16 protein-coding genes are annotated in these 17,127 nt (G+C 45.2%); 5 read left to right on the top strand and 11 right to left on the bottom strand.

The window, feature by feature from the left end:
* Nucleotides 1-50 precede the first annotated feature (50 nt).
* The 4 genes from K1I94_RS10600 to K1I94_RS10585 form a co-directional block, all read right to left on the bottom strand.
* Nucleotides 51-1,277: a type II secretion system F family protein gene (locus K1I94_RS10600; protein WP_049547760.1), complete on the bottom strand. Its 1,227-nt coding sequence runs from the start codon at nucleotides 1,275-1,277 to the stop codon at nucleotides 51-53.
* 3 nt (nucleotides 1,278-1,280) lie between these two features.
* Nucleotides 1,281-2,345, bottom strand: coding sequence for a type IV pilus twitching motility protein PilT (locus K1I94_RS10595; protein ID WP_002899359.1), 1,065 nt, complete (start codon nucleotides 2,343-2,345; stop codon nucleotides 1,281-1,283).
* Between the two features lies 1 nt (nucleotide 2,346).
* Entirely contained in the window at nucleotides 2,347-4,029 is a 1,683-nt protein-coding gene (locus K1I94_RS10590) for a GspE/PulE family protein (RefSeq protein WP_002901897.1), read from the bottom strand.
* A gap of 1,123 nt (nucleotides 4,030-5,152) precedes the next feature.
* Nucleotides 5,153-6,040 (bottom strand): cation diffusion facilitator family transporter, encoded by an 888-nt coding sequence (locus tag K1I94_RS10585; protein WP_223315289.1) that lies wholly within the window; start codon nucleotides 6,038-6,040, stop codon nucleotides 5,153-5,155.
* A 169-nt stretch (nucleotides 6,041-6,209) separates the two neighbouring features.
* Here K1I94_RS10585 and K1I94_RS10580 point away from each other — a divergent pair, with 169 nt between their 5' ends.
* Together K1I94_RS10580 and K1I94_RS10575 are read left to right on the top strand one after the other, a co-directional pair.
* The gene (locus K1I94_RS10580) at nucleotides 6,210-6,731 is read left to right on the top strand and encodes a TetR/AcrR family transcriptional regulator (RefSeq protein WP_002894195.1); all 522 of its coding nucleotides are present in this window, start codon (nucleotides 6,210-6,212) and stop codon (nucleotides 6,729-6,731) included.
* A 38-nt stretch (nucleotides 6,732-6,769) separates the two neighbouring features.
* Entirely contained in the window at nucleotides 6,770-7,936 is a 1,167-nt protein-coding gene (locus K1I94_RS10575; RefSeq protein WP_223315288.1) for a CynX/NimT family MFS transporter, read from the top strand.
* Nucleotides 7,937-7,962: 26 nt separating this feature from the next.
* On the opposite strand, the gene K1I94_RS10570 is transcribed toward K1I94_RS10575, so the two are convergent.
* Both K1I94_RS10570 and K1I94_RS10565 read right to left on the bottom strand, forming a co-directional pair.
* Nucleotides 7,963-9,225 (bottom strand): S41 family peptidase, encoded by a 1,263-nt coding sequence (locus K1I94_RS10570; protein ID WP_223315287.1) that lies wholly within the window; start codon nucleotides 9,223-9,225, stop codon nucleotides 7,963-7,965.
* Nucleotides 9,226-9,228: 3 nt separating this feature from the next.
* Nucleotides 9,229-9,810 (bottom strand): DNA-3-methyladenine glycosylase, encoded by a 582-nt coding sequence (locus K1I94_RS10565; protein ID WP_223315286.1) that lies wholly within the window; start codon nucleotides 9,808-9,810, stop codon nucleotides 9,229-9,231.
* Nucleotides 9,811-10,090: 280 nt separating this feature from the next.
* Here K1I94_RS10565 and K1I94_RS10560 point away from each other — a divergent pair, with 280 nt between their 5' ends.
* The 3 genes from K1I94_RS10560 (at nucleotide 10,091) to K1I94_RS10550 (ending at nucleotide 12,255) form a co-directional block, all read left to right on the top strand.
* Nucleotides 10,091-10,486 (top strand): hypothetical protein, encoded by a 396-nt coding sequence (locus K1I94_RS10560; protein WP_002917987.1) that lies wholly within the window; start codon nucleotides 10,091-10,093, stop codon nucleotides 10,484-10,486.
* Between the two features lie 162 nt (nucleotides 10,487-10,648).
* Nucleotides 10,649-11,395, top strand: a complete 747-nt coding sequence (locus K1I94_RS10555) for a DeoR/GlpR family DNA-binding transcription regulator (RefSeq protein ID WP_223315285.1) — start codon at nucleotides 10,649-10,651, stop codon at nucleotides 11,393-11,395.
* 32 nt (nucleotides 11,396-11,427) lie between these two features.
* Nucleotides 11,428-12,255 carry a Cof-type HAD-IIB family hydrolase gene (locus tag K1I94_RS10550; RefSeq protein ID WP_223315284.1) on the top strand — a complete coding sequence of 276 codons (828 nt, stop codon included), beginning with the start codon at nucleotides 11,428-11,430 and terminating at the stop codon, nucleotides 12,253-12,255.
* A 30-nt stretch (nucleotides 12,256-12,285) separates the two neighbouring features.
* Here K1I94_RS10550 and K1I94_RS10545 read toward each other — a convergent pair whose 3' ends face one another.
* Genes K1I94_RS10545 through dltA form a run of 5 tightly spaced genes read right to left on the bottom strand, consistent with a single transcriptional unit; the run spans nucleotide 12,286 to nucleotide 17,122 of the window.
* Nucleotides 12,286-12,771 (bottom strand): N-acetyltransferase, encoded by a 486-nt coding sequence (locus K1I94_RS10545; RefSeq protein WP_223315283.1) that lies wholly within the window; start codon nucleotides 12,769-12,771, stop codon nucleotides 12,286-12,288.
* 39 nt (nucleotides 12,772-12,810) lie between these two features.
* Complete coding sequence (dltD, locus tag K1I94_RS10540; protein WP_223315282.1) at nucleotides 12,811-14,079, bottom strand: D-alanyl-lipoteichoic acid biosynthesis protein DltD; 1,269 nt, start codon at nucleotides 14,077-14,079, stop codon at nucleotides 12,811-12,813.
* Nucleotides 14,072-14,311, bottom strand: coding sequence for a D-alanine--poly(phosphoribitol) ligase subunit DltC (dltC, locus tag K1I94_RS10535; protein WP_002894204.1), 240 nt, complete (start codon nucleotides 14,309-14,311; stop codon nucleotides 14,072-14,074). The genes dltD and dltC overlap by 8 nt, the downstream gene beginning before the upstream one ends.
* 19 nt (nucleotides 14,312-14,330) lie before the next feature.
* Entirely contained in the window at nucleotides 14,331-15,575 is a 1,245-nt protein-coding gene (dltB, locus tag K1I94_RS10530; RefSeq protein ID WP_223315281.1) for a D-alanyl-lipoteichoic acid biosynthesis protein DltB, read from the bottom strand.
* Nucleotides 15,572-17,122, bottom strand: coding sequence for a D-alanine--poly(phosphoribitol) ligase subunit DltA (gene dltA, locus K1I94_RS10525; RefSeq protein ID WP_223315280.1), 1,551 nt, complete (start codon nucleotides 17,120-17,122; stop codon nucleotides 15,572-15,574). The genes dltB and dltA overlap by 4 nt, the downstream gene beginning before the upstream one ends.
* Nucleotides 17,123-17,127 lie beyond the last annotated feature (5 nt).

Genomic DNA, 17,127 nt, shown 5'->3' with positions numbered 1-17,127 from the left:
GTGCAGAGCAAGTACTCTGCGAATCCTAACTTTTTTCTGTAAATAATCTTTTATTGATTTGCTTCACCACCCTGTTGAACAGCATTGGCAATTTCAAACATTGGTAACATAACAGAAGCAACAATACCTCCGATGATAACCCCCATGAAGATGATCATGGCTGGTTCCAAGAGTGAGAGCAATTGCTTGATAGCTGCCTCCAGCTCTTCTTCATAAAAATCTGATGTTTTATTGAGCATGGACTCCAGAGACCCAGACTCCTCACCGATCTTGACCATCGAGAGCATCATTGGAGGGAAGAGACCTGTCGAGGTCAGCATACCCGTTAGACGTTCCCCTTTTTGCAGACCTTCATTGGCGATTCTCAGCTTGTCAATAACAACAGCGTTATTGGTCGTTGCAGCAGCTGAATCAATAGCCTCTACCAGAGGGATACCCGCACTGGTAAGAGTAGCCAGGGTGCTGGCAAAACGAGCAGTAACAATCTTCTGCATTGGTCCTTTGACGACTGGCATCTTGAGCTTTAGCTGGTCCAGCTGGTAGCGTCCTGCCTCAGTACTGCGATAACGCAGGAATAGGAAGACTAGAAGCCCAACCCCTCCAAAGAGGATATACCAGTAAGACTGGACAAAATTACTAGCTGCCAAGACGATACGTGTCGGCAAAGGTAAAGCAACGCCACTCTGCTCAAAGATTCCCGAGAAGTTAGGGATAACGACATAGAGCAAGACCAAGGTGGCAGCTACTGCCAGAAAGGCAAGGACCGCTGGATAGATCATAGCTCCGCGAATCTGGCGACTGGTCTTGAGCTCCTTATTATAGTGCTCAGACATTCTTTCCAGTACCTCGTCTAGCTTACCAGTCTTTTCGCCGGCCTGTACCATACGGATTAAGAGGTCAGGAAAGAGACCATTTTGCTCGATTAGAGCCTTGGACAGCTGATTCCCTTCCTTCAGACCTTTGCTGATAACCTTCAGACTTGCCTTCAAGTTTTTGGCATCTGTCTGCTGCTCTAAGATATCCACTGCATTGTTGAGCGGGATACCCGAGTTTAGCATAACCGACATCTGCTTACAGAAAAGCGATATGTCCTTGAGCTTAATCTTCTTGCTTTGGAAAAGAACAATCTCCTTAGAACCCATGACCTTTTCTTCGACACTAATTGGTTTACCTTTGAGACGGATCCGATTGACGGCGTCTGTCCGGTTTGGAGCGTCCACCTCTAGTGTAACGACCCCTTGCCGAGTGTCTAAGTATTTACAAACATATACTGTCATGCTCTAGTACCCCACTATTCCTAGGGATTTTTCAACTTGAGCGCGGTCTACTGAGTAAGACAGCAGCGTTCTTTGGTCGATGACATTGCGACGGTAGAGTCCCATGAGCGAAGTGTCCATGGTAATCATGCCTAGCTGAGCCCCTGTTTGGATTGGGGTTAGCAGTTGGTGAGTCTTCCCTTCGCGAATGAGATTGCGAATAGCGGGTGTTCCCAGCATGATTTCAAAGGCAGCTACACGACCCTTACCGGTCGCTGTACGCATAAGCTGCTGCGATACAACTCCTTCCATAACGGCTGAAAGCTGTACGCGGATCTGCTCCTGCTGCTCGGCTGGAAATACGTCGATAATCCGGTCCATGGTGTTTACGGCACCGACCGTGTGGAGAGTTGACAGGACTAAGTGACCTGTTTCCGCCGCACGCAGGGCGATTTCAATCGTTTCCTTATCCCGCATCTCACCGACTAGGATGACATCCGGGTCCTGACGAAGGGCACCGCGGAGGGCATTGCCGAAGCTCTGCGTATCCGCTCCCAGCTCACGCTGGTTGACCAAGCACTTATTATGCGTGTGCATGTACTCGATCGGATCTTCAATCGTGATGATGTGCTCGTCCCGCAAGCTGTTCATGTAGTTGATCATGGTTGCCAGGGTCGTTGACTTTCCGCTTCCTGTTGGTCCGGTAACCAATATCAGACCCCGGCGTTTCTCAGCTAGCTTTTTGATAACTGGTGGCAATCCCAGAGATTCCATAGATGGAATATCCTTGGGAATAACCCGCAAGGCAATCCCGCAGTTGTTTTTCTGCTTAAAGATATTGACCCGCAAGCGATAGCCATTATCGACCTCGTAGGCACAGTCCACTTCACCGACTTCTAAAAGATGAGCAATCTGCTTCTCATTTAAAATATGCTTGGTGAAGCGAACCGTGTCTTCGTTGGTCAAAATTGTATTGTTGAGTTGTGTTAACCTCCCGTGCAGACGCATGGTTGGCTCAGCGCCAACCGTGAAGTGGATATCTGATGCACCCGCTTCAATCGCCTGCTTAATTAACTCATCCAAATTCATCCTAAACTTCCCCTTCTAGACTAAAGGCAATCTTCATTGCTTCTTCAATCGTTGTAGTCCCCTGTTTTGCGATATCAATGGCCTCCTCCGCCAAGTCTCGCATACCATTTTTCTTAGCTTCTGCTCGAAGCTGCGCCGTTGTTCCACCATCATTAATTAGTGACTTAATCTCCCGTGTCACCGCCATGATTTCGTGGATGGCAATACGTCCATAGTATCCCGTACCGCTGCAGTAGTTGCAGCCGCGTCCGCGATACAAGGTGTCTCCCTTGTGAATACCGATACCTGCATGTTCATTTGTTTCTACAGTATACTCAGTCTTACACTTAGGACAGATGCGCTTAATCAAGCGCTGTGCGATAATACCGACAGTCGCCGTTGAGACCAGATAAGGCTTAATGCCCATATCGACCAAACGGTTGACTGTACTAGCTGTGTCATTGGTGTGGATAGTCGAGAGAACGACGTGACCAGTGATAGCGGCACGAACCGCGATACTAGCTGTCTCTTCGTCCCGAATTTCCCCCAAGAGAACGATGTCCGGGTCCTGACGCAGGATACTTCTCAAACCACTCGCGAAGGTCAGTCCAGCTTTATTATTTACCTGAACTTGGTTGACCCCTTCCAATCGGTACTCAACCGGATCTTCAACGGTGATGATATTTTTTCCTACATCATTGAGCTCACGGAGCGCTGTGTAGAGAGTGGTTGTCTTTCCGCTTCCTGTAGGACCAGTCAGCAAGATAATGCCTTCTGGCGCCTTAAGAATATCTTCAAAGAGCTTCTGATTGGTTGGCGAGAATCCCAGCTCCTCTTTACTGAGGAGAGTTGCATTCCGGCTCAAAATCCGAATAACGATTTTTTCACCGAATACAGTAGGCAAGACTGAAACCCGCATGTCGACTTCTTTGCCGTCGATGGTTGTCTCAATCCGTCCATCCTGAGGAATCCGTCGCTCGGCGATGTCCAGACCACTCATGATCTTAATCCGTGTCGCAATGGCTGAGTGAGCATTGGCTTTCAACTGCATGTTTTCCACCAAAGTCCCGTCAACCCGGAAACGAACACGAACAACTTTTTCAAAGGGCTCAATATGGATATCGCTGGTCCGCGTCTTGATTGCCTGACTGATAATCGAGTCAATCAAACGTACAACCGGAGCGTTTTTGATTTCGAGATCCTCTTCGATGATCTCTTCATCCACATTAAAACCTTCGATTTCGGTCGCTGCCTGTTGGGCTTCTTCTCCTTTGGAATAGTATTGATCGATATACTTTTCAATATCATCCCGAAAAGTTACATAAGGTTCTACCGCCATCTTAGAGACGATTTTAACATCGTCTAGGGCGATATAGTTGCTTGGGTCTGCCATCGCAACTACTAACTTGGGTTCTTCTCCCTCTTCCCCATCTGTGAAAGAGATCGGAATCAATCCATGACGTTTAGCAACTTTCTCTGAAACCTTCTCGACAGCTTCCTTTTCTATCACAAACTGTGATAGATTGACATGAGGTACACGGTAATAGTAACTCATGACTTTCAGCATATCTTCTTCTGTCACATAGCCCTTGCTGATTAGATATCTCTCTAACTGCATGTTTGATTGTGGCATATCTTGAAGAATTTCTTCTTTTTGAGCTGCCGTTATCAGATTGAATTGAACCAATATAGCGATTAGTGCCATTTGTTTCTCCTGTCTGTGATTTTTTTGTAAAAATCCTTCAATTCTTTCTATGCGTTAATAGATAACAGCTTTCTTAAAAAAATCTCCCTCGCTTAAAGCTTCCTTTAAGGTTTCTTTAAGCTTTTTAAGTTAGGCTAGTACATGGAAAATTTACCAATAGAACCAAACTTAATGTTTTAAGTTAGATGCTTTGAGCAGTATCTCCATTTGATAAACCTAGTAAACAGTCCTTAAACCAATCCTAAGATTGATAAGGGACGTTTTAGATTTGTCAAAAGGGGCGCAAAAAAGCAGATGCCAAAAACATTTGTTCTTGCGTTCTTAAATACTATACAAAGCAAGTTCTCTTGCAAAATTTCTCATGCTTTTAGATGCAGGTTAAACCGTGTGTGTGTGAAGTTGGTTTAACCCGAATCATCAAGCAGCCAGTGCCATAAGATAAGAATTCTTATCTTATGGTTTTTCTTTTTACCGATATGCATATTTTGGTAGGAAATGCTAGGAACAAAAGCTTTATTTGCTTTAAAAAACATTTACCTATCACAGTATATGACATAATTGACATCTTGTCAACAGGTTTGCCTCGAAAAAAATGATTGCATTTAAAAAAATGTTTAATTTTGATAAAAGCTTGTTATATCAACGTTTCTAACGTTTTTTAAATAGCTTTTTTTCTTTCAAAGTTTAAAAACAGCAAAATTTTTTGAGGGAATTTCTCCCCTTTACTGCTTCTTTTTCAACCTTCAGATGGACAGTGTGACAGCATCTGTCTTCTTCTAATCGGTATTCGATATGCTTAGGAAAGGCGCTTCAGGACAAGGCTTAGCAAGCTTTGCCTGTTTCTTCCTACTCAATAGTATATGCTAAAGAAAATGCATTGTCAATACATTTGCATTTTCTAAGAGGTATAACCACCCTAAAAATGCACAGAGTGTTTAGCTTGTCTATTTTTTATAGAAAAACCACAAAATCAAAAAGCTAGAATTTTCAGACAGGGAAAAAAACATAATAAATAAGAGGAAAATCGTAAAAACAAAACCAGTTAAGTGATGGAAATTAGACTGTAAAACGAAAAAACAGCCCGAATATCGGACTGCAGAGATATAATTTACCGTAGTAATATTTAAATATGAGGTTTTAAATCGCCTTCTCCACCTATACACCACTCTTCATGCTCTTCCAAGCTACTATCTGTCTGGATAGTGATTTTGGTAATACCGTAAGCTTGCAGTTCTTGACGAAGAGTGGTCTGGGTATCGACCAGCAGGTCTGGATTTTCAAGACAAATATGGATCATAGCAAATTTTTCCATACCGTCTGTGGTCCAGACATTGAGCTGGGTAATAGTCTGAACGTTTTCAACTGCCAGAATTTCCTGATAAAGCTGACTCAAATCAATATCGCTAGGGATATGATCCAGAAAAATCTTGATGTTTTCCCAGAACTTAGGCAGGGCCTTGCTGAGGATGAAGCCCGCGATAAGCAGGGAGAGCAGCGGATCTAGAAAATACCAATCGGTAAAGCGCAAAACAATAGAGACCAGAATAACAGCCACCCAGCCCAAAATGTCCTCTAAGAAATGCAGACTGAGAATAGACTCATTATGACTGTGTCCATGACCATGGCCGACTACCTTGCTGGCTGCTAGATTGACTATAATGGCGAAAATACCCAGCACCAGCATGCCGTCATAATTGACCTTTTCAGGCGCAAAGACCTTGGGTACGTTTTCGATAATCACCAAGGTCGAGCCGACCAGCAAGATGACCGAGGTCAGCAAGGCTCCCAAAAGGCTGTAGCGCTTGTAGCCCAGAGTGTATTTCTTGTCTTCTTTTTTATTAGAAATTTTTTCAAAAAGGGTAGAAAGTCCGATGGCCATCGCATCTCCCGTGTCATGTACGGCATCAGCTAGTACAGCGCTGGAATTGAACATAAAGCCAAAGATAAACTCAAGAATGGCAAAGGAAAAGTTTAACAGAAAGGCAATGGTCATATTTTTACTAGATTTCACGGCAGCCTCCTTTCAGTTTAGCAAAATTTATAGTATAATGTAATCAAAACGGAACACCTTGTTCAGTTTTCTTCATCTTTATTATCCCTTATTCTCAGAAAGGAAACAAGAAGCAATTGAGGGGCTTTGTCCGTTACTGAACAATCCTGCTCTTTTGTTCCGAAACGCTATGGACAGACGAGTCAAGAAATCACGCGCAGCTATTTACCAAGCTTTTATCAGCCTGCTGCATCAAAAAAGCTATGAAAGCATCACCGTGCAAGAAATCATCGACCTGGCAGACGTTGGCCGGTCGACTTTTTATGCCCATTTCGATACCAAGGAAGCCTTGCTAGAGGAGGTTTGCCAAGACCTCTTTCAGCATACCTTTCTTGAACGCGACGACGGCAAGGATCTCTTTGAAGCAACCGCCCATATTTTCAAGCATTTCCAAAAGAATCAGGACAAGATTGCAACCTTGCTGCTTTCGAAAAATATCTATTTCACCAATCGCTTAAAGATTGAGCTGGAAAACTATCTCTTTCCGATGATTCAGGAACAGCTCCTGCGAAAAAAATCTCAGCTACCCGAGCCCTTTCTAAGAAATTATGTGACTTCTACCTTTGTGGAGACGGTCAGTTGGTGGCTCCAGCAGAAGAAAACATTGCCAGAAACAGTTATCAGCCAGTATTTTCTGGATTTGATGGACTGATTTTATTTTGATATTTATATAGGAGGAAACTCAACTTTATGAAAAAGCAACATTCGAAATTTTTGCTCCCAGGTATTCTGATGGTGGGGGTTATCCTACGGGCGCCTTTTGCAGTGCTACCTGTTGTTTTGGGCGATATTGCTAAGGGGCTGCAAGTTCCCGTCAACTCTCTGGGGCTGCTGACTAGCCTGCCCTTGATCATGTTTGCCCTCTGCTCAGCCTTTTCCCCACGCCTAGCTCAAAAGGTCGGCCTGGAAAAGCTCTTTACCATAGCCATAATTGTGCTGACTCTGGGCTCTTTTATTCGTATTTTTAACCTGCCTCTACTCTATGCAGGTACAATCATGCTAGGGGCTGCCATCGCCGTCTTAAATGTGCTCTTGCCCAATGTCATTCAGGCTAATCAGCCAGAGAAAATTGGATTTCTAACCACACTCTATATCACTTCTATGGGACTGGCCATCTCAATCATGTCTCCCTTGGCTGCACCTATTGTCCGCTTAGCCGGCTGGAAAGGACTGATTCTCGTCCTGACCCTCATCTGCTTACTGGCTTGCTTGGTGTGGATTCCCAACAGCCGCCACAATCACAAACTGACTAGTAAAAATCGCGAGCAGCAAATGGGCTCCCTGCTAAAAAATCCTAGAGTATGGGCTCTGATTGTTTTCGGCGGCCTGCAGTCCTTACTCTTTTATACGGCTATCACTTGGCTGCCGACTCTTGGTCAGTTGGCAGGACTTTCCAATGATGCTACTGGTTTCTTGGCCTCTGTCTTTTCCTTTATCAGTCTTCCTCTGGCTATGACGATTCCTAGTCTGACAACGCGTCTATCCGCTAAAAAACGCTTAGGAATGATTGCTCTCTTTTCTGTAACTGGTATGGTTGGTCTAGGTATGCTGCTGGTCAAGACAGATTCCTTTGTCTACTGGTTCATCCTCAATCTGCTAATCGGTATATCCGTCAGCGCCCTCTTCCCCTACCTCATGGTCACTTTTTCGCTGAAAACCAGTACTCCTGAGCAAACCGCTCAGCTATCTGGCTTAGCCCAGACTGGCGGTTATATTCTGGCCGCCTTTGGACCTAGCCTCTTTGGATATAGCTTTGATTTATTCCATTCCTGGACCCCAGCTATCCTCATTCTCATTGGCTTGGCTGCCATTGTGACGCTAACACTCTTTTACATTGAGAAGTTTGACAAGATATAGTAAAGACGAAAAAACGCTTAGAAATCCTAAGCGTTTTTGCAATAGTTGAGGCACTCTTCCAGGTCGACATCCCGCTCTAAATGCTCTGGTGTCCAAGGAATCAGGATATCTGGTTCAACTCCCTTATCATTCATGCCCTTTCCTTGATCAATTCTAGTGTCACGTGAAGTGGGAAACAGGAGCTCATAGTCACCAAAATCCTTCACGCAGCAATTGGAATAATCTAAAATTCCCATAGTCGGACGCCCTAGGACCGTAACCTTGGGCATCTTTTTCATAGTATCAACAAAATTATCACCTGAAGACCCACAGGTAACATCTGCTAGTACAAAGACTTTTTCAGGTCGAGCTAGGCCTAGGACGTCTGGCAGAAAGTTTTGATTGCTATCCTCATCGCCATAAAGGACATAACCTTTCCCCCGATTTTCTTCTAGCTCTTTTAGAAATTCTTTGATGATTTGGTGAGTTTCTGCTGACAAGTTTGGATCTTCTAGGATATTTTGCATCAGTTGCTGGCGCAAATCAACATTTCTATCTGTATAGAGAATCTCCATCCCATCATCGCTTGGCAAATCTAAATCACTAAAGGCCTTCCCCTGAGGGAGAGTATATTTGAAAAGTGGATAATAAAGCGAGTCCGTCCCGCCATAATTGACCCGAACATCAATGATTAAATACTTGGCCTGCTCAATAGCTGCTTGACTGTCAGCATAAAGCTGAGTGATGGCTGCCTCATCCGTAAAATCTTCTAACTTAAGATAGACGATGTCCTCAGAAAGATTGCGCCATTCAAACTGCGGTGGCTTCTTTGGGTGGGCAGTTGGCTGAACATGCAGTTGCTCTTCCTTGCCATTGCGTACCACCGTAACTTTTTCGGCATACTCCACAAAGTAAGCCCACTCCTTATGCTGTCGCTCTGGTGTGGAACTGACAAAATAATTCTTGTGCTCTTGATAGACCTGGGGCAAAGGTTTTCCATCCAAGGCTAGAATCTGGTCTCCACGTTTCAGCCCCGTATCGCTATTTGCCTGCAGGACGTAGAGGCAGTCTTGGTAGTATCTCAGTTTAAAGCCGGGCGGTTGCGTTTCCTTCAGCCCAAACCAAACATGAGACAAAATCCCAAAACTGGCTATATAACAATGCATCTGATAGAGAAAGTCCTCTTGGCTCATCTGGTCTGTGATGCGCGCTCGATATTCTTCGGGATTTGCACCCATGATGTCTTTCTTTGTTGAGGAATCCTCTCGCATAATTTCTACGACTTGCTCAAAAATCTCTGTTTTCTTCATCTTTTACTCCTTCTTCCAAGTGTCCTCATCATCCAGCAGGCCTCGCTTGGGCACTTTTGAGACATGACGATTGCCAGCCACATAAAAGCCTAAGGGCTCCTCCCGCCAGGCATCTGTGCAGGTCACGCCAATCCGCGAACGGCTGGCAATCTGATTGGGAGTCAGGTCATGGGCTAATTGCAGACTGGAAGTCGCTAAACTCTGTCCATCAAAGCGCTTATCAATCCCAGCATACTTGGTTAGCTTGCCAGGGCCATTAGCTAAAAGTCGGCCATCCGGAAGCTCCAAGGCTCGAATCAGTACGGCTTCGGCAACATTTTCAGCCTTGGTAACCATATTCAGCATCTGATGACCATAAATCTGATAAACATACCAGTGACCTGCTGGCAGATACATGGATTCATTCTTAGGGGAGCGGCGCCCTCCAGCCGAATGGCAGGCACTGTCTTGACTTCCCAGGTAGGCTTCTGTTTCGACAATTCGGCCTAACTTCTGGCCATTTAGAATCAGCTGCATACCTAACAAAGCTCGCGCTGCTGCAACTGTGTCTGTCTCGATTAGTTTATAAAAATCTCTTGATAACATAGGTTGATTATAGCATGATTTCTCCATTTACAGAGGAAAAGAAATGTTGCAAAAATGTTAATTTTCTCCTTCTCCTGGACAAGAATTATGTTACAAAAAAATTACATACTAAATAAGCAGAAAATCGTGGAAAAGCTTATAAAATCTATGTATTATCTAATTATCGTACATATAATTTGTAACACTTTTATTAATACAGTATGTTATTTGTGTATCAATCCAGTTTTTCATTGCTTCAAATGAAATATTTGTTTAATATTATACTAGAAGGAGGGGTAAGATGAAAAAATTATCTAAAATTTCTTTATTTTTATTACCACTAATTGCACTTTTCTTTTTAGCAGCTTGCGGAAATTCTGCGGATAAGAAGACTGAAGAAAGCTCAAGTTCCAGCTCAAGCGTATCTTCTTCATCTAAAGCTAAGACAAGCTCTAGTAGCACATCTGAAGAAAGCGGTAGTGCCAAAGTCAACGTAAACGGCGGAGATGCTAGCGTTAATGTAAATGGCGGAGACGAAAGCGGAGATGCTTCTGTTGAAACTAACGGAGACGGTAGTGCTAATGTACAAACTGACAACGCTGGTGTTAGCGTAAATGAAGATGGCGTTCATGTTCAAGGCGGCGGTGTTGATGTTAAGGTCGGCAGCGATGGATCTGTCAATATACAAACACCTTAATTGAAAAACATATTTCGATTATTATAATTCATAAAAACCGAGTTCCGCTCGGTTTTTTGATTTTCTCCTGTGCATTTCAAAAGACTTGCAAAACATTAAAAAGACTTGTAAAAACTTATCCGTCGTGTTATACTCTATTCAGAAAAGCAAGGAGGGCCAAGTATGTACCAAGAACAACGCTTAGCTGAAATCTTAGAGCTCTTAGCTGAGAAAAAACAGCTGTCAGCTAAGGATATGATTGAGCATTTTCAGGTTTCTAAAGATACCATCCGGCGAGATTTTTCAATTTTAAGCGAGCGTAGGCTTGTGCAACGCACCCACGGAGGTATTATCTCGCTGGATACTAGCCGGCAAATCCCCTCCTTTAACGACCGCATCAACCAACTAAATCAAGAAAAAAAGGCTATTGCACAGAAGGCCCATGACTTTCTCAAGCCGGGGCAGATTGCTTTCTTTGATGTCTCAACCATCGTTCTCCATCTGGCCCAGCGCATCAAGGATCCTATGACAATCTATTCCCATTCTCTGGATAATGCAATCATGCTGAGCACTCAGGACAAAGTGGACTTTCACCTCTTAGGCGGAAAATTTTATCCCAAAAATCGATTCTACTACGCGCTCAATGAAGCAGAGCTGTTGCAGCAAATTTCCTTTGACATTGCCTTTATCGGAGCAGCTAGTGTCTCTGATGGTCTAGTCAGCTTTGAAGACGAGGCCGATGCTCACCTGAAAAAACTAGCTTTGAAACACGCTAAGGTTAAGATTCTGCTGGCCGAGCAAGACAAATGGCAGAAAGAATCTAAGTACATCCTGGGGCCTGTCAGCGACTTTGACTACTGGATTACGGACCAAGAGCCCAGTCCTGAAGTCCAAGAAAAGCTAGGAGACAAGGTTAAAATAATTTATTAAATCGATCCATTAGATACAAAGGAGGAAGAGCTATGACAAAACAAACGATTCGCCTGATTATCAGCGACATTGACGGTACCATTTTGGATGACCAGCATCAAGTAGATTCTAAACTCAAGGACATGATTCCCCTGCTAAGCCGAGAAAAAATCCCTTTCGTTCTCGCTTCTGCCCGATCTCCTCTAGGCATGGAGCCCATTGCCCGTGAGCTGGGACTGGGAGATAATCCGCTGGCTTGCTACAATGGCGCTCTGGTCATCAAGGGCGACCCGCAAGCTTATGAAACTATTATCGAGCATCCTCTCGACAAGAAAGAAATCCGCACTTTTATAGAGCTGGTCAAGGCTGAATTTCCTAGTGTGTCAATCAATCTCTATTCCGGTAAGGATTGGATCGCTGATCATCTAGATAAATGGGTGCAGATAGAGGCTGAGATTACAGGTGAGCAGCCGATAATTCAGAATGTACTAATGCCGGTGCTGGACGTGCTAATGCCTGCTCACAAGTTACTCCTCATTGATGAAGTGCCTGTCATCCAGAAACTTTACGGCTACCTACAGACCTTAGAATTTCCCAAGACAGCCTTCTACCTTTCTAAGGACAACTACATGGAAGTCACGGCCAAGCATGTCTCCAAGGAGCAAGCCTTGTACGAAATTGCCCAGCACTACCAAGTGCCTCTAGAGCAGGTCATGACAATCGGAGACAATTTCAATGACCTTCCTATGCTGCGCTTGACTGGACTTGGAGTCGCTATGGGCAATGCCCCCGAAGCAGTCAAAACCGAAGCAAAAGCCGTCACCAAAAGCAACAATGAGCACGGAGTTGCAGAAGCTGTAGAAAAGTATGTTTTGATATAACGCAAAAAATCTGCTCAAGGGCAGATTTTTTTATTGATGATAATCATAAGCCAGGCGAGGACTGCCGTCAGCTACATAAATAATGCCACACTCCCTAAAGCCGTAGTTCAGCACAGCTGCCTGCATAGGCTGATTGTCCGCATGGGTATCGATTCGCAAGTAGGGAAGCTGCTGGCAACAAAAATCAAAGACCTGACGGGACAGGCCTCTGACTTGGCCATTTGAAGCGATGCGGTGAATGGTGCCGTAAGGCTCCGCAAAATGCCAGCTACCCTTTTCGATGACCTGATAGGTCGGATCTTCTCCGATGATAAAGGCAAAGGTGCCGACCAGTCGCCCTTCTACCTCTATAACAAAAGAGTGGCCAGCCGCAATGTCATCCTCAATCAAGCTCGCGCTGGGATAGCCTCCATCCCACTGAGTCGGATTGCCCTGGTCTTTCATGAACTGACGGGCCACATCATAAATCGCCATAATGGCTGGGATATCTTCTGTTTGGGACAAACGAATCTTCATCTTTCCTCCTTATAAAAATAAGGCTGGAAAGTCCCAACCCTATTTGAATTCTTCTGGTTTGCCAGTATACTGAGACCATTCCTTGCTGAAGAAGCGGTCATTCATCTGGTAGTTTGGCGCCGGCTGTGGATTGGCTACAAAAGGATCAACAGCCTTGTCAAAGGCCAGCCAGCCATTCCAGCCCATGTGAATAGTGTCCTGCATGAAGTAAGGCTTGTCGCCGTCCTTAGAAAAGTCAGCAATGTTGGTAAAGCCCTGACTTTCCAGCTGGTAGCGAATCTTAGCTACCGTCCGCTGGTACATTTCTGGACTGAGTCCTGTATACTCCATCCACTTAGAATTGACCGGTGGAATGATGAAGATGACATTAGTCTTTGACTTGGCAAACTGGTCCAGAACCAGCTGCAAGTCGTTGTACTCAGGAGATTTTTCATAAGATTGCTTGGTTTGAAAACCTCTGAGCTTGGCAACCTTGCCGGCCAGACGGGTCTTGTAAAATTGATTGTCTATGCCGAATTGGTTGTTATTGGTCTTCTTCTTGGCTTCTGCTGTAGCAATCTCTTCCAAAGCCTGATAGGAGAAGGTATCAGGCAAATCAGCCATATAAGGTAAAATTCGCTGGTCATAATTTCCATTATTAAGGGCAGCAAAGTTGCTAAAAAAAGCATCTTGGCGCTCATTAAGATGGGCCATCATCTCAATATGACGCTCTTCAAAGCTGCTCAGCTTTTTACCTTCCGACAGCTTCTGCACGCTCTCTGCCATAGCGACATCTGGATAAAGCTGAAGGAGGCGCTGGGCTGCATATTGCGCCGCCGCATCTCCTTGCTGTTGAGACAGATAAGCCGTCAGCTGATCACTGTTGAAGTACTGCTGAAAGGCCGAAGCATCATAGCCAGTCTTGGTAAACCACTGGGGCGACACTACATAGACCGCCGTTTGCCCCTCCAACTCAGAGGACATCTGCTGCATACCAAAGTACTGATTAAATGATGCTGCCCCGCGCTGGCCTAGAAAATAAGGCCGATAGGAGCGGCCGTATTTCTCAGCCAGCACTGCCGGATGCATACTATCAAAGCGCAGCCATTCGCTAGAGCCAAAGAAGGGAACAAAGCGCATCTTCTTATCGGTCAAGGCTGTCACCTTCTTGCTACGGCTCTTGAAGTTTTCTGCTGTCAGGGTCACTGCCGAGCGCTTCTCTGCTTCTATATCATGCTTTTTATCAAGCGGATAGAAGAAAAAGAGCAGGGCAACCATGGCCATAGCGCAGAAAACCGGCCCCAGAATCAGCCAGAGTCGTTTAAGCATTGCGAAGCTCCGTTACGCCTTCAACGATTTTATTGGCTGTGTTCCAGTCATCGCGGCCAAACTCTGACACTGGCACGCGGATATCAAAACGGTTTTCCAGCTCAACAATCAGCTCGACCGTTCCCATACTGTCTAGGACACCAGCGTCAAACAAATCCTCGTCCATCATGTCTGACACATCTTCCATAAATAGTTCTTCAATAATTTCAATTACTTCTGCTTTTATATCCATTTTTCTTCCTCATTCATTTTTATTTTTTAAACCAAAGCTCATTTAAAAATCCCGAAAAGATCAAAAATGAGAACATGACTGCGTGAAAGGTCACCACAATCCCCAAAGCTTGGGTCCATTTATTGTCTGGCAGAGGCGGAAGCCCCTTAGCCTTGCGCTCTTTGTTTAAAGTTTTCTTCTTGCGCAGCCAGGCATCATTGACGACCAGACCAGCTCCATGAAAGAGACCGTAGGCGATATAGTACCAGGTCACACCATGCCAGAAGCCCATTATCAGCATGTTAATCAGATAGGCCACACTAGAGGTCGTATTGCGGTTTTTAAAGACCTTATTGCGCATCAGGACCATGACCAGCCGCATAAAGACAAAGTCACGGAACCAAAAGGACAGACTCATGTGCCAGCGATTCCAAAATTCTTTCAAATCTCGTGAGAGAAAAGGCTTATCAAAGTTGATAGGGCTCTTGATTCCCATGAGATTGGAAATAGCTAGCGCAAACATCGAATAACCGGCAAAGTCAAAGAAGAGATCCAGACCAAAGACATACATAACGCCCAGAGTTCCTAGATTAAAGAAACCGCCGGTATAGAGAGCGTAGGTCTTGACATGCCCCAGCAAGAGATGCCCAAAGATATGTGCCAGGATAAACTTATAAAGGAAGCCTAGCATGATATACTTAACAGACTGCTCCAGCATATCCAGCAGCTCATCGCGCTCAGGAATGTTCAAATAGTCTTCATTGAAACGTTTGAAACGATCAATGGGACCACTCGAAAAGGTCGGCATGAAGAGCAGGAAACGTAGGAACTCCCAGAGTGTGAATTCTGTCAGAACCCCATCCCGCATCTCAATCATCATTCCTACCGAACGAAAGGTCAGATAGGAAATTCCCAAAAAGCCAAAGAGAGACTGATGACCGCTGATTGCGGGCTCTACCTTGACAAGCACAAGCGGCAGAACCGCCAGCAAGGTATGCAGATAAAATATCCACTTGCTGTCCCGCGACTGGCGATAGAGCTTGTATGAATAAACCCAGACTATCTGCCAAATGACATAGCCTAACAAAGCACAAAGCTGCGCCAGACTGGGACCTGTCAACATCAGGACGATAAAGACCAAGCTGACCAAGGCTTCATAAAGGGGAAGGCGTTTCTTAAAGAAAAGTCCGACAAAGATTGGCAGAACTGCCAGAACGATATAGACAAAGTAAATTGGATTGCCGTAGGGTTCCAAGTGAGGCAGCTGTTTCAAGAAATCCATCATCGCTTATTGACCTCGCTAATCAGCCCCTTAATGTCAATCTTGCCATTCGGGGTCAAAGGCAGGGTTTCTCGATAGAGGAACTTGGACGGCATCATGTAGGACATCATAATATCCTGCAGATCTTCCTTGATTGCCTTGGTAATATCGATTTCCCGCTCAAACTGCTCAGCCACACCGTCTTTGAGAATGACATAGGCCAGCAGATTTTGGACCTTGTGGTCCTTATTGTAGCGGGGCACAGCCACTGCAGACTCAACGTATTTCGATTTGTTCAGGTTCTGAGATACATCCTCCAGCTCAATACGGAAACCATTAAACTTGATCTGGAAATCCATCCGGCCGCCGTAAAGCAGCAGGCCTTCATCTGTCATTGAGCCGACATCTCCTGTATGATAGGCTGGCAGACCTTCAAATTCAAAGAAGGCCTCCGCTGTCTTCTCAGGATTATTCAGATAGCCCTTGGATACGGCTGGACCGCAGACGATGATTTCTCCTTGCTGGCCATTCGGTACTTTCTGTCCTTCTTCGTCAATGACAAAGGTCGGAGAGTCCGCCTTGGTATAGCCAATCGGCAGGCGCTTGCAATTTTGCAGCATCTCGTCTGTCACTGCTACCGCAGACAGGGCCACTGTTGCCTCAGTCGGACCGTAAGCATTGATAATGCGAGCTTGAGGGAAGCGATCGCGAAGCTTCTGAGCTGTCTTGACCGTCAACTCCTCGCCGTCAAAGTAGAAATGCGTCAGCTGAGGCAGCTTCTGGCTGTTAAAGTCATCCGACAGCAAGGCCATATCCGCGAAGGAAGGCGTCGAAGTCCAGATAGCAATAGGCAGACTAAGAATCGTCTCAAACAGCTGCTTGAAATCCTGAGTCACAGCCGAAGGCAGGGCAAAAAGAGTCCCTCCCAAGGCCAAAGTCGGCGCCCAATACATGACTGACAAGTCAAAAGAATATGGAGGCTGAGCCAACATTTGAGGACGCTTCGGAGTCGCAAACTCCTTATCCGTAATCATCCAATTCGTAAAGCTGAGCAAATTATTGTGGGAAATCTGCACTCCCTTAGGTTTGCCAGTCGTTCCCGATGTGAAAATGATGTAATAGTTGTCATCTCCCTGCACCGGATGGCTAAGCTCATAGGACGCTCCCTCTCTGAAGGCTGTCTGAACTTGCTCCGCACTGAAAATAGGAGCAGCTACATCTGCCAGCGGAAAATCATTGATGGCAATAATCAAGCTTGGCTCAGCAACTTCCACAATCGCTGCCACGCGCTCCAAGGCTGAATGACTGTCGATAGGGATGTAGGCATGACCAGACTTGGTCAAGGCCACAAAAGTAGCCAGCATTTCGTATTCCTGACCGCCAAAGACCACAACCGGAGACTTGTCAGGAAGTCCCAGACGGTCAATCTGAGCCGCCAGTGAATCGGAATCCTTCTTTAAATCACCATAAGTATGAACTTGACCTAAAATATCATAGACCGGAAAATCCGGCTGCACCTGAGCAAAATGCTCAATCGCTTCAATCATATCATGTATCACTTTATTTGACATTGTTT

Source organism: Streptococcus sanguinis, assembly GCF_019929145.1.
Taxonomy (GTDB): Bacteria; Bacillota; Bacilli; order Lactobacillales; family Streptococcaceae; genus Streptococcus; species Streptococcus sanguinis_U.
Note: the sequence above shows the minus strand (reverse complement) of the source record. Positions and strands in the feature narration are given on the sequence as shown.

Coding starts and splice junctions, on each gene's coding strand:
- K1I94_RS10600 (WP_049547760.1), bottom strand. CDS start 1,277: ATGACAGTATATGTTTGTAAATACTTAGACACTCGGCAAGGGGTCGTT.
- K1I94_RS10595 (WP_002899359.1), bottom strand. CDS start 2,345: ATGAATTTGGATGAGTTAATTAAGCAGGCGATTGAAGCGGGTGCATCA.
- K1I94_RS10590 (WP_002901897.1), bottom strand. CDS start 4,029: ATGGCACTAATCGCTATATTGGTTCAATTCAATCTGATAACGGCAGCT.
- K1I94_RS10580 (WP_002894195.1), top strand. CDS start 6,210: ATGGACAGACGAGTCAAGAAATCACGCGCAGCTATTTACCAAGCTTTT.
- K1I94_RS10575 (WP_223315288.1), top strand. CDS start 6,770: ATGAAAAAGCAACATTCGAAATTTTTGCTCCCAGGTATTCTGATGGTG.
- K1I94_RS10570 (WP_223315287.1), bottom strand. CDS start 9,225: ATGAAGAAAACAGAGATTTTTGAGCAAGTCGTAGAAATTATGCGAGAG.
- K1I94_RS10565 (WP_223315286.1), bottom strand. CDS start 9,810: ATGTTATCAAGAGATTTTTATAAACTAATCGAGACAGACACAGTTGCA.
- K1I94_RS10560 (WP_002917987.1), top strand. CDS start 10,091: ATGAAAAAATTATCTAAAATTTCTTTATTTTTATTACCACTAATTGCA.
- K1I94_RS10555 (WP_223315285.1), top strand. CDS start 10,649: ATGTACCAAGAACAACGCTTAGCTGAAATCTTAGAGCTCTTAGCTGAG.
- K1I94_RS10550 (WP_223315284.1), top strand. CDS start 11,428: ATGACAAAACAAACGATTCGCCTGATTATCAGCGACATTGACGGTACC.
- K1I94_RS10545 (WP_223315283.1), bottom strand. CDS start 12,771: ATGAAGATTCGTTTGTCCCAAACAGAAGATATCCCAGCCATTATGGCG.
- dltD (WP_223315282.1), bottom strand. CDS start 14,079: ATGCTTAAACGACTCTGGCTGATTCTGGGGCCGGTTTTCTGCGCTATG.
- dltC (WP_002894204.1), bottom strand. CDS start 14,311: ATGGATATAAAAGCAGAAGTAATTGAAATTATTGAAGAACTATTTATG.
- dltB (WP_223315281.1), bottom strand. CDS start 15,575: ATGATGGATTTCTTGAAACAGCTGCCTCACTTGGAACCCTACGGCAAT.
- dltA (WP_223315280.1), bottom strand. CDS start 17,122: ATGTCAAATAAAGTGATACATGATATGATTGAAGCGATTGAGCATTTT.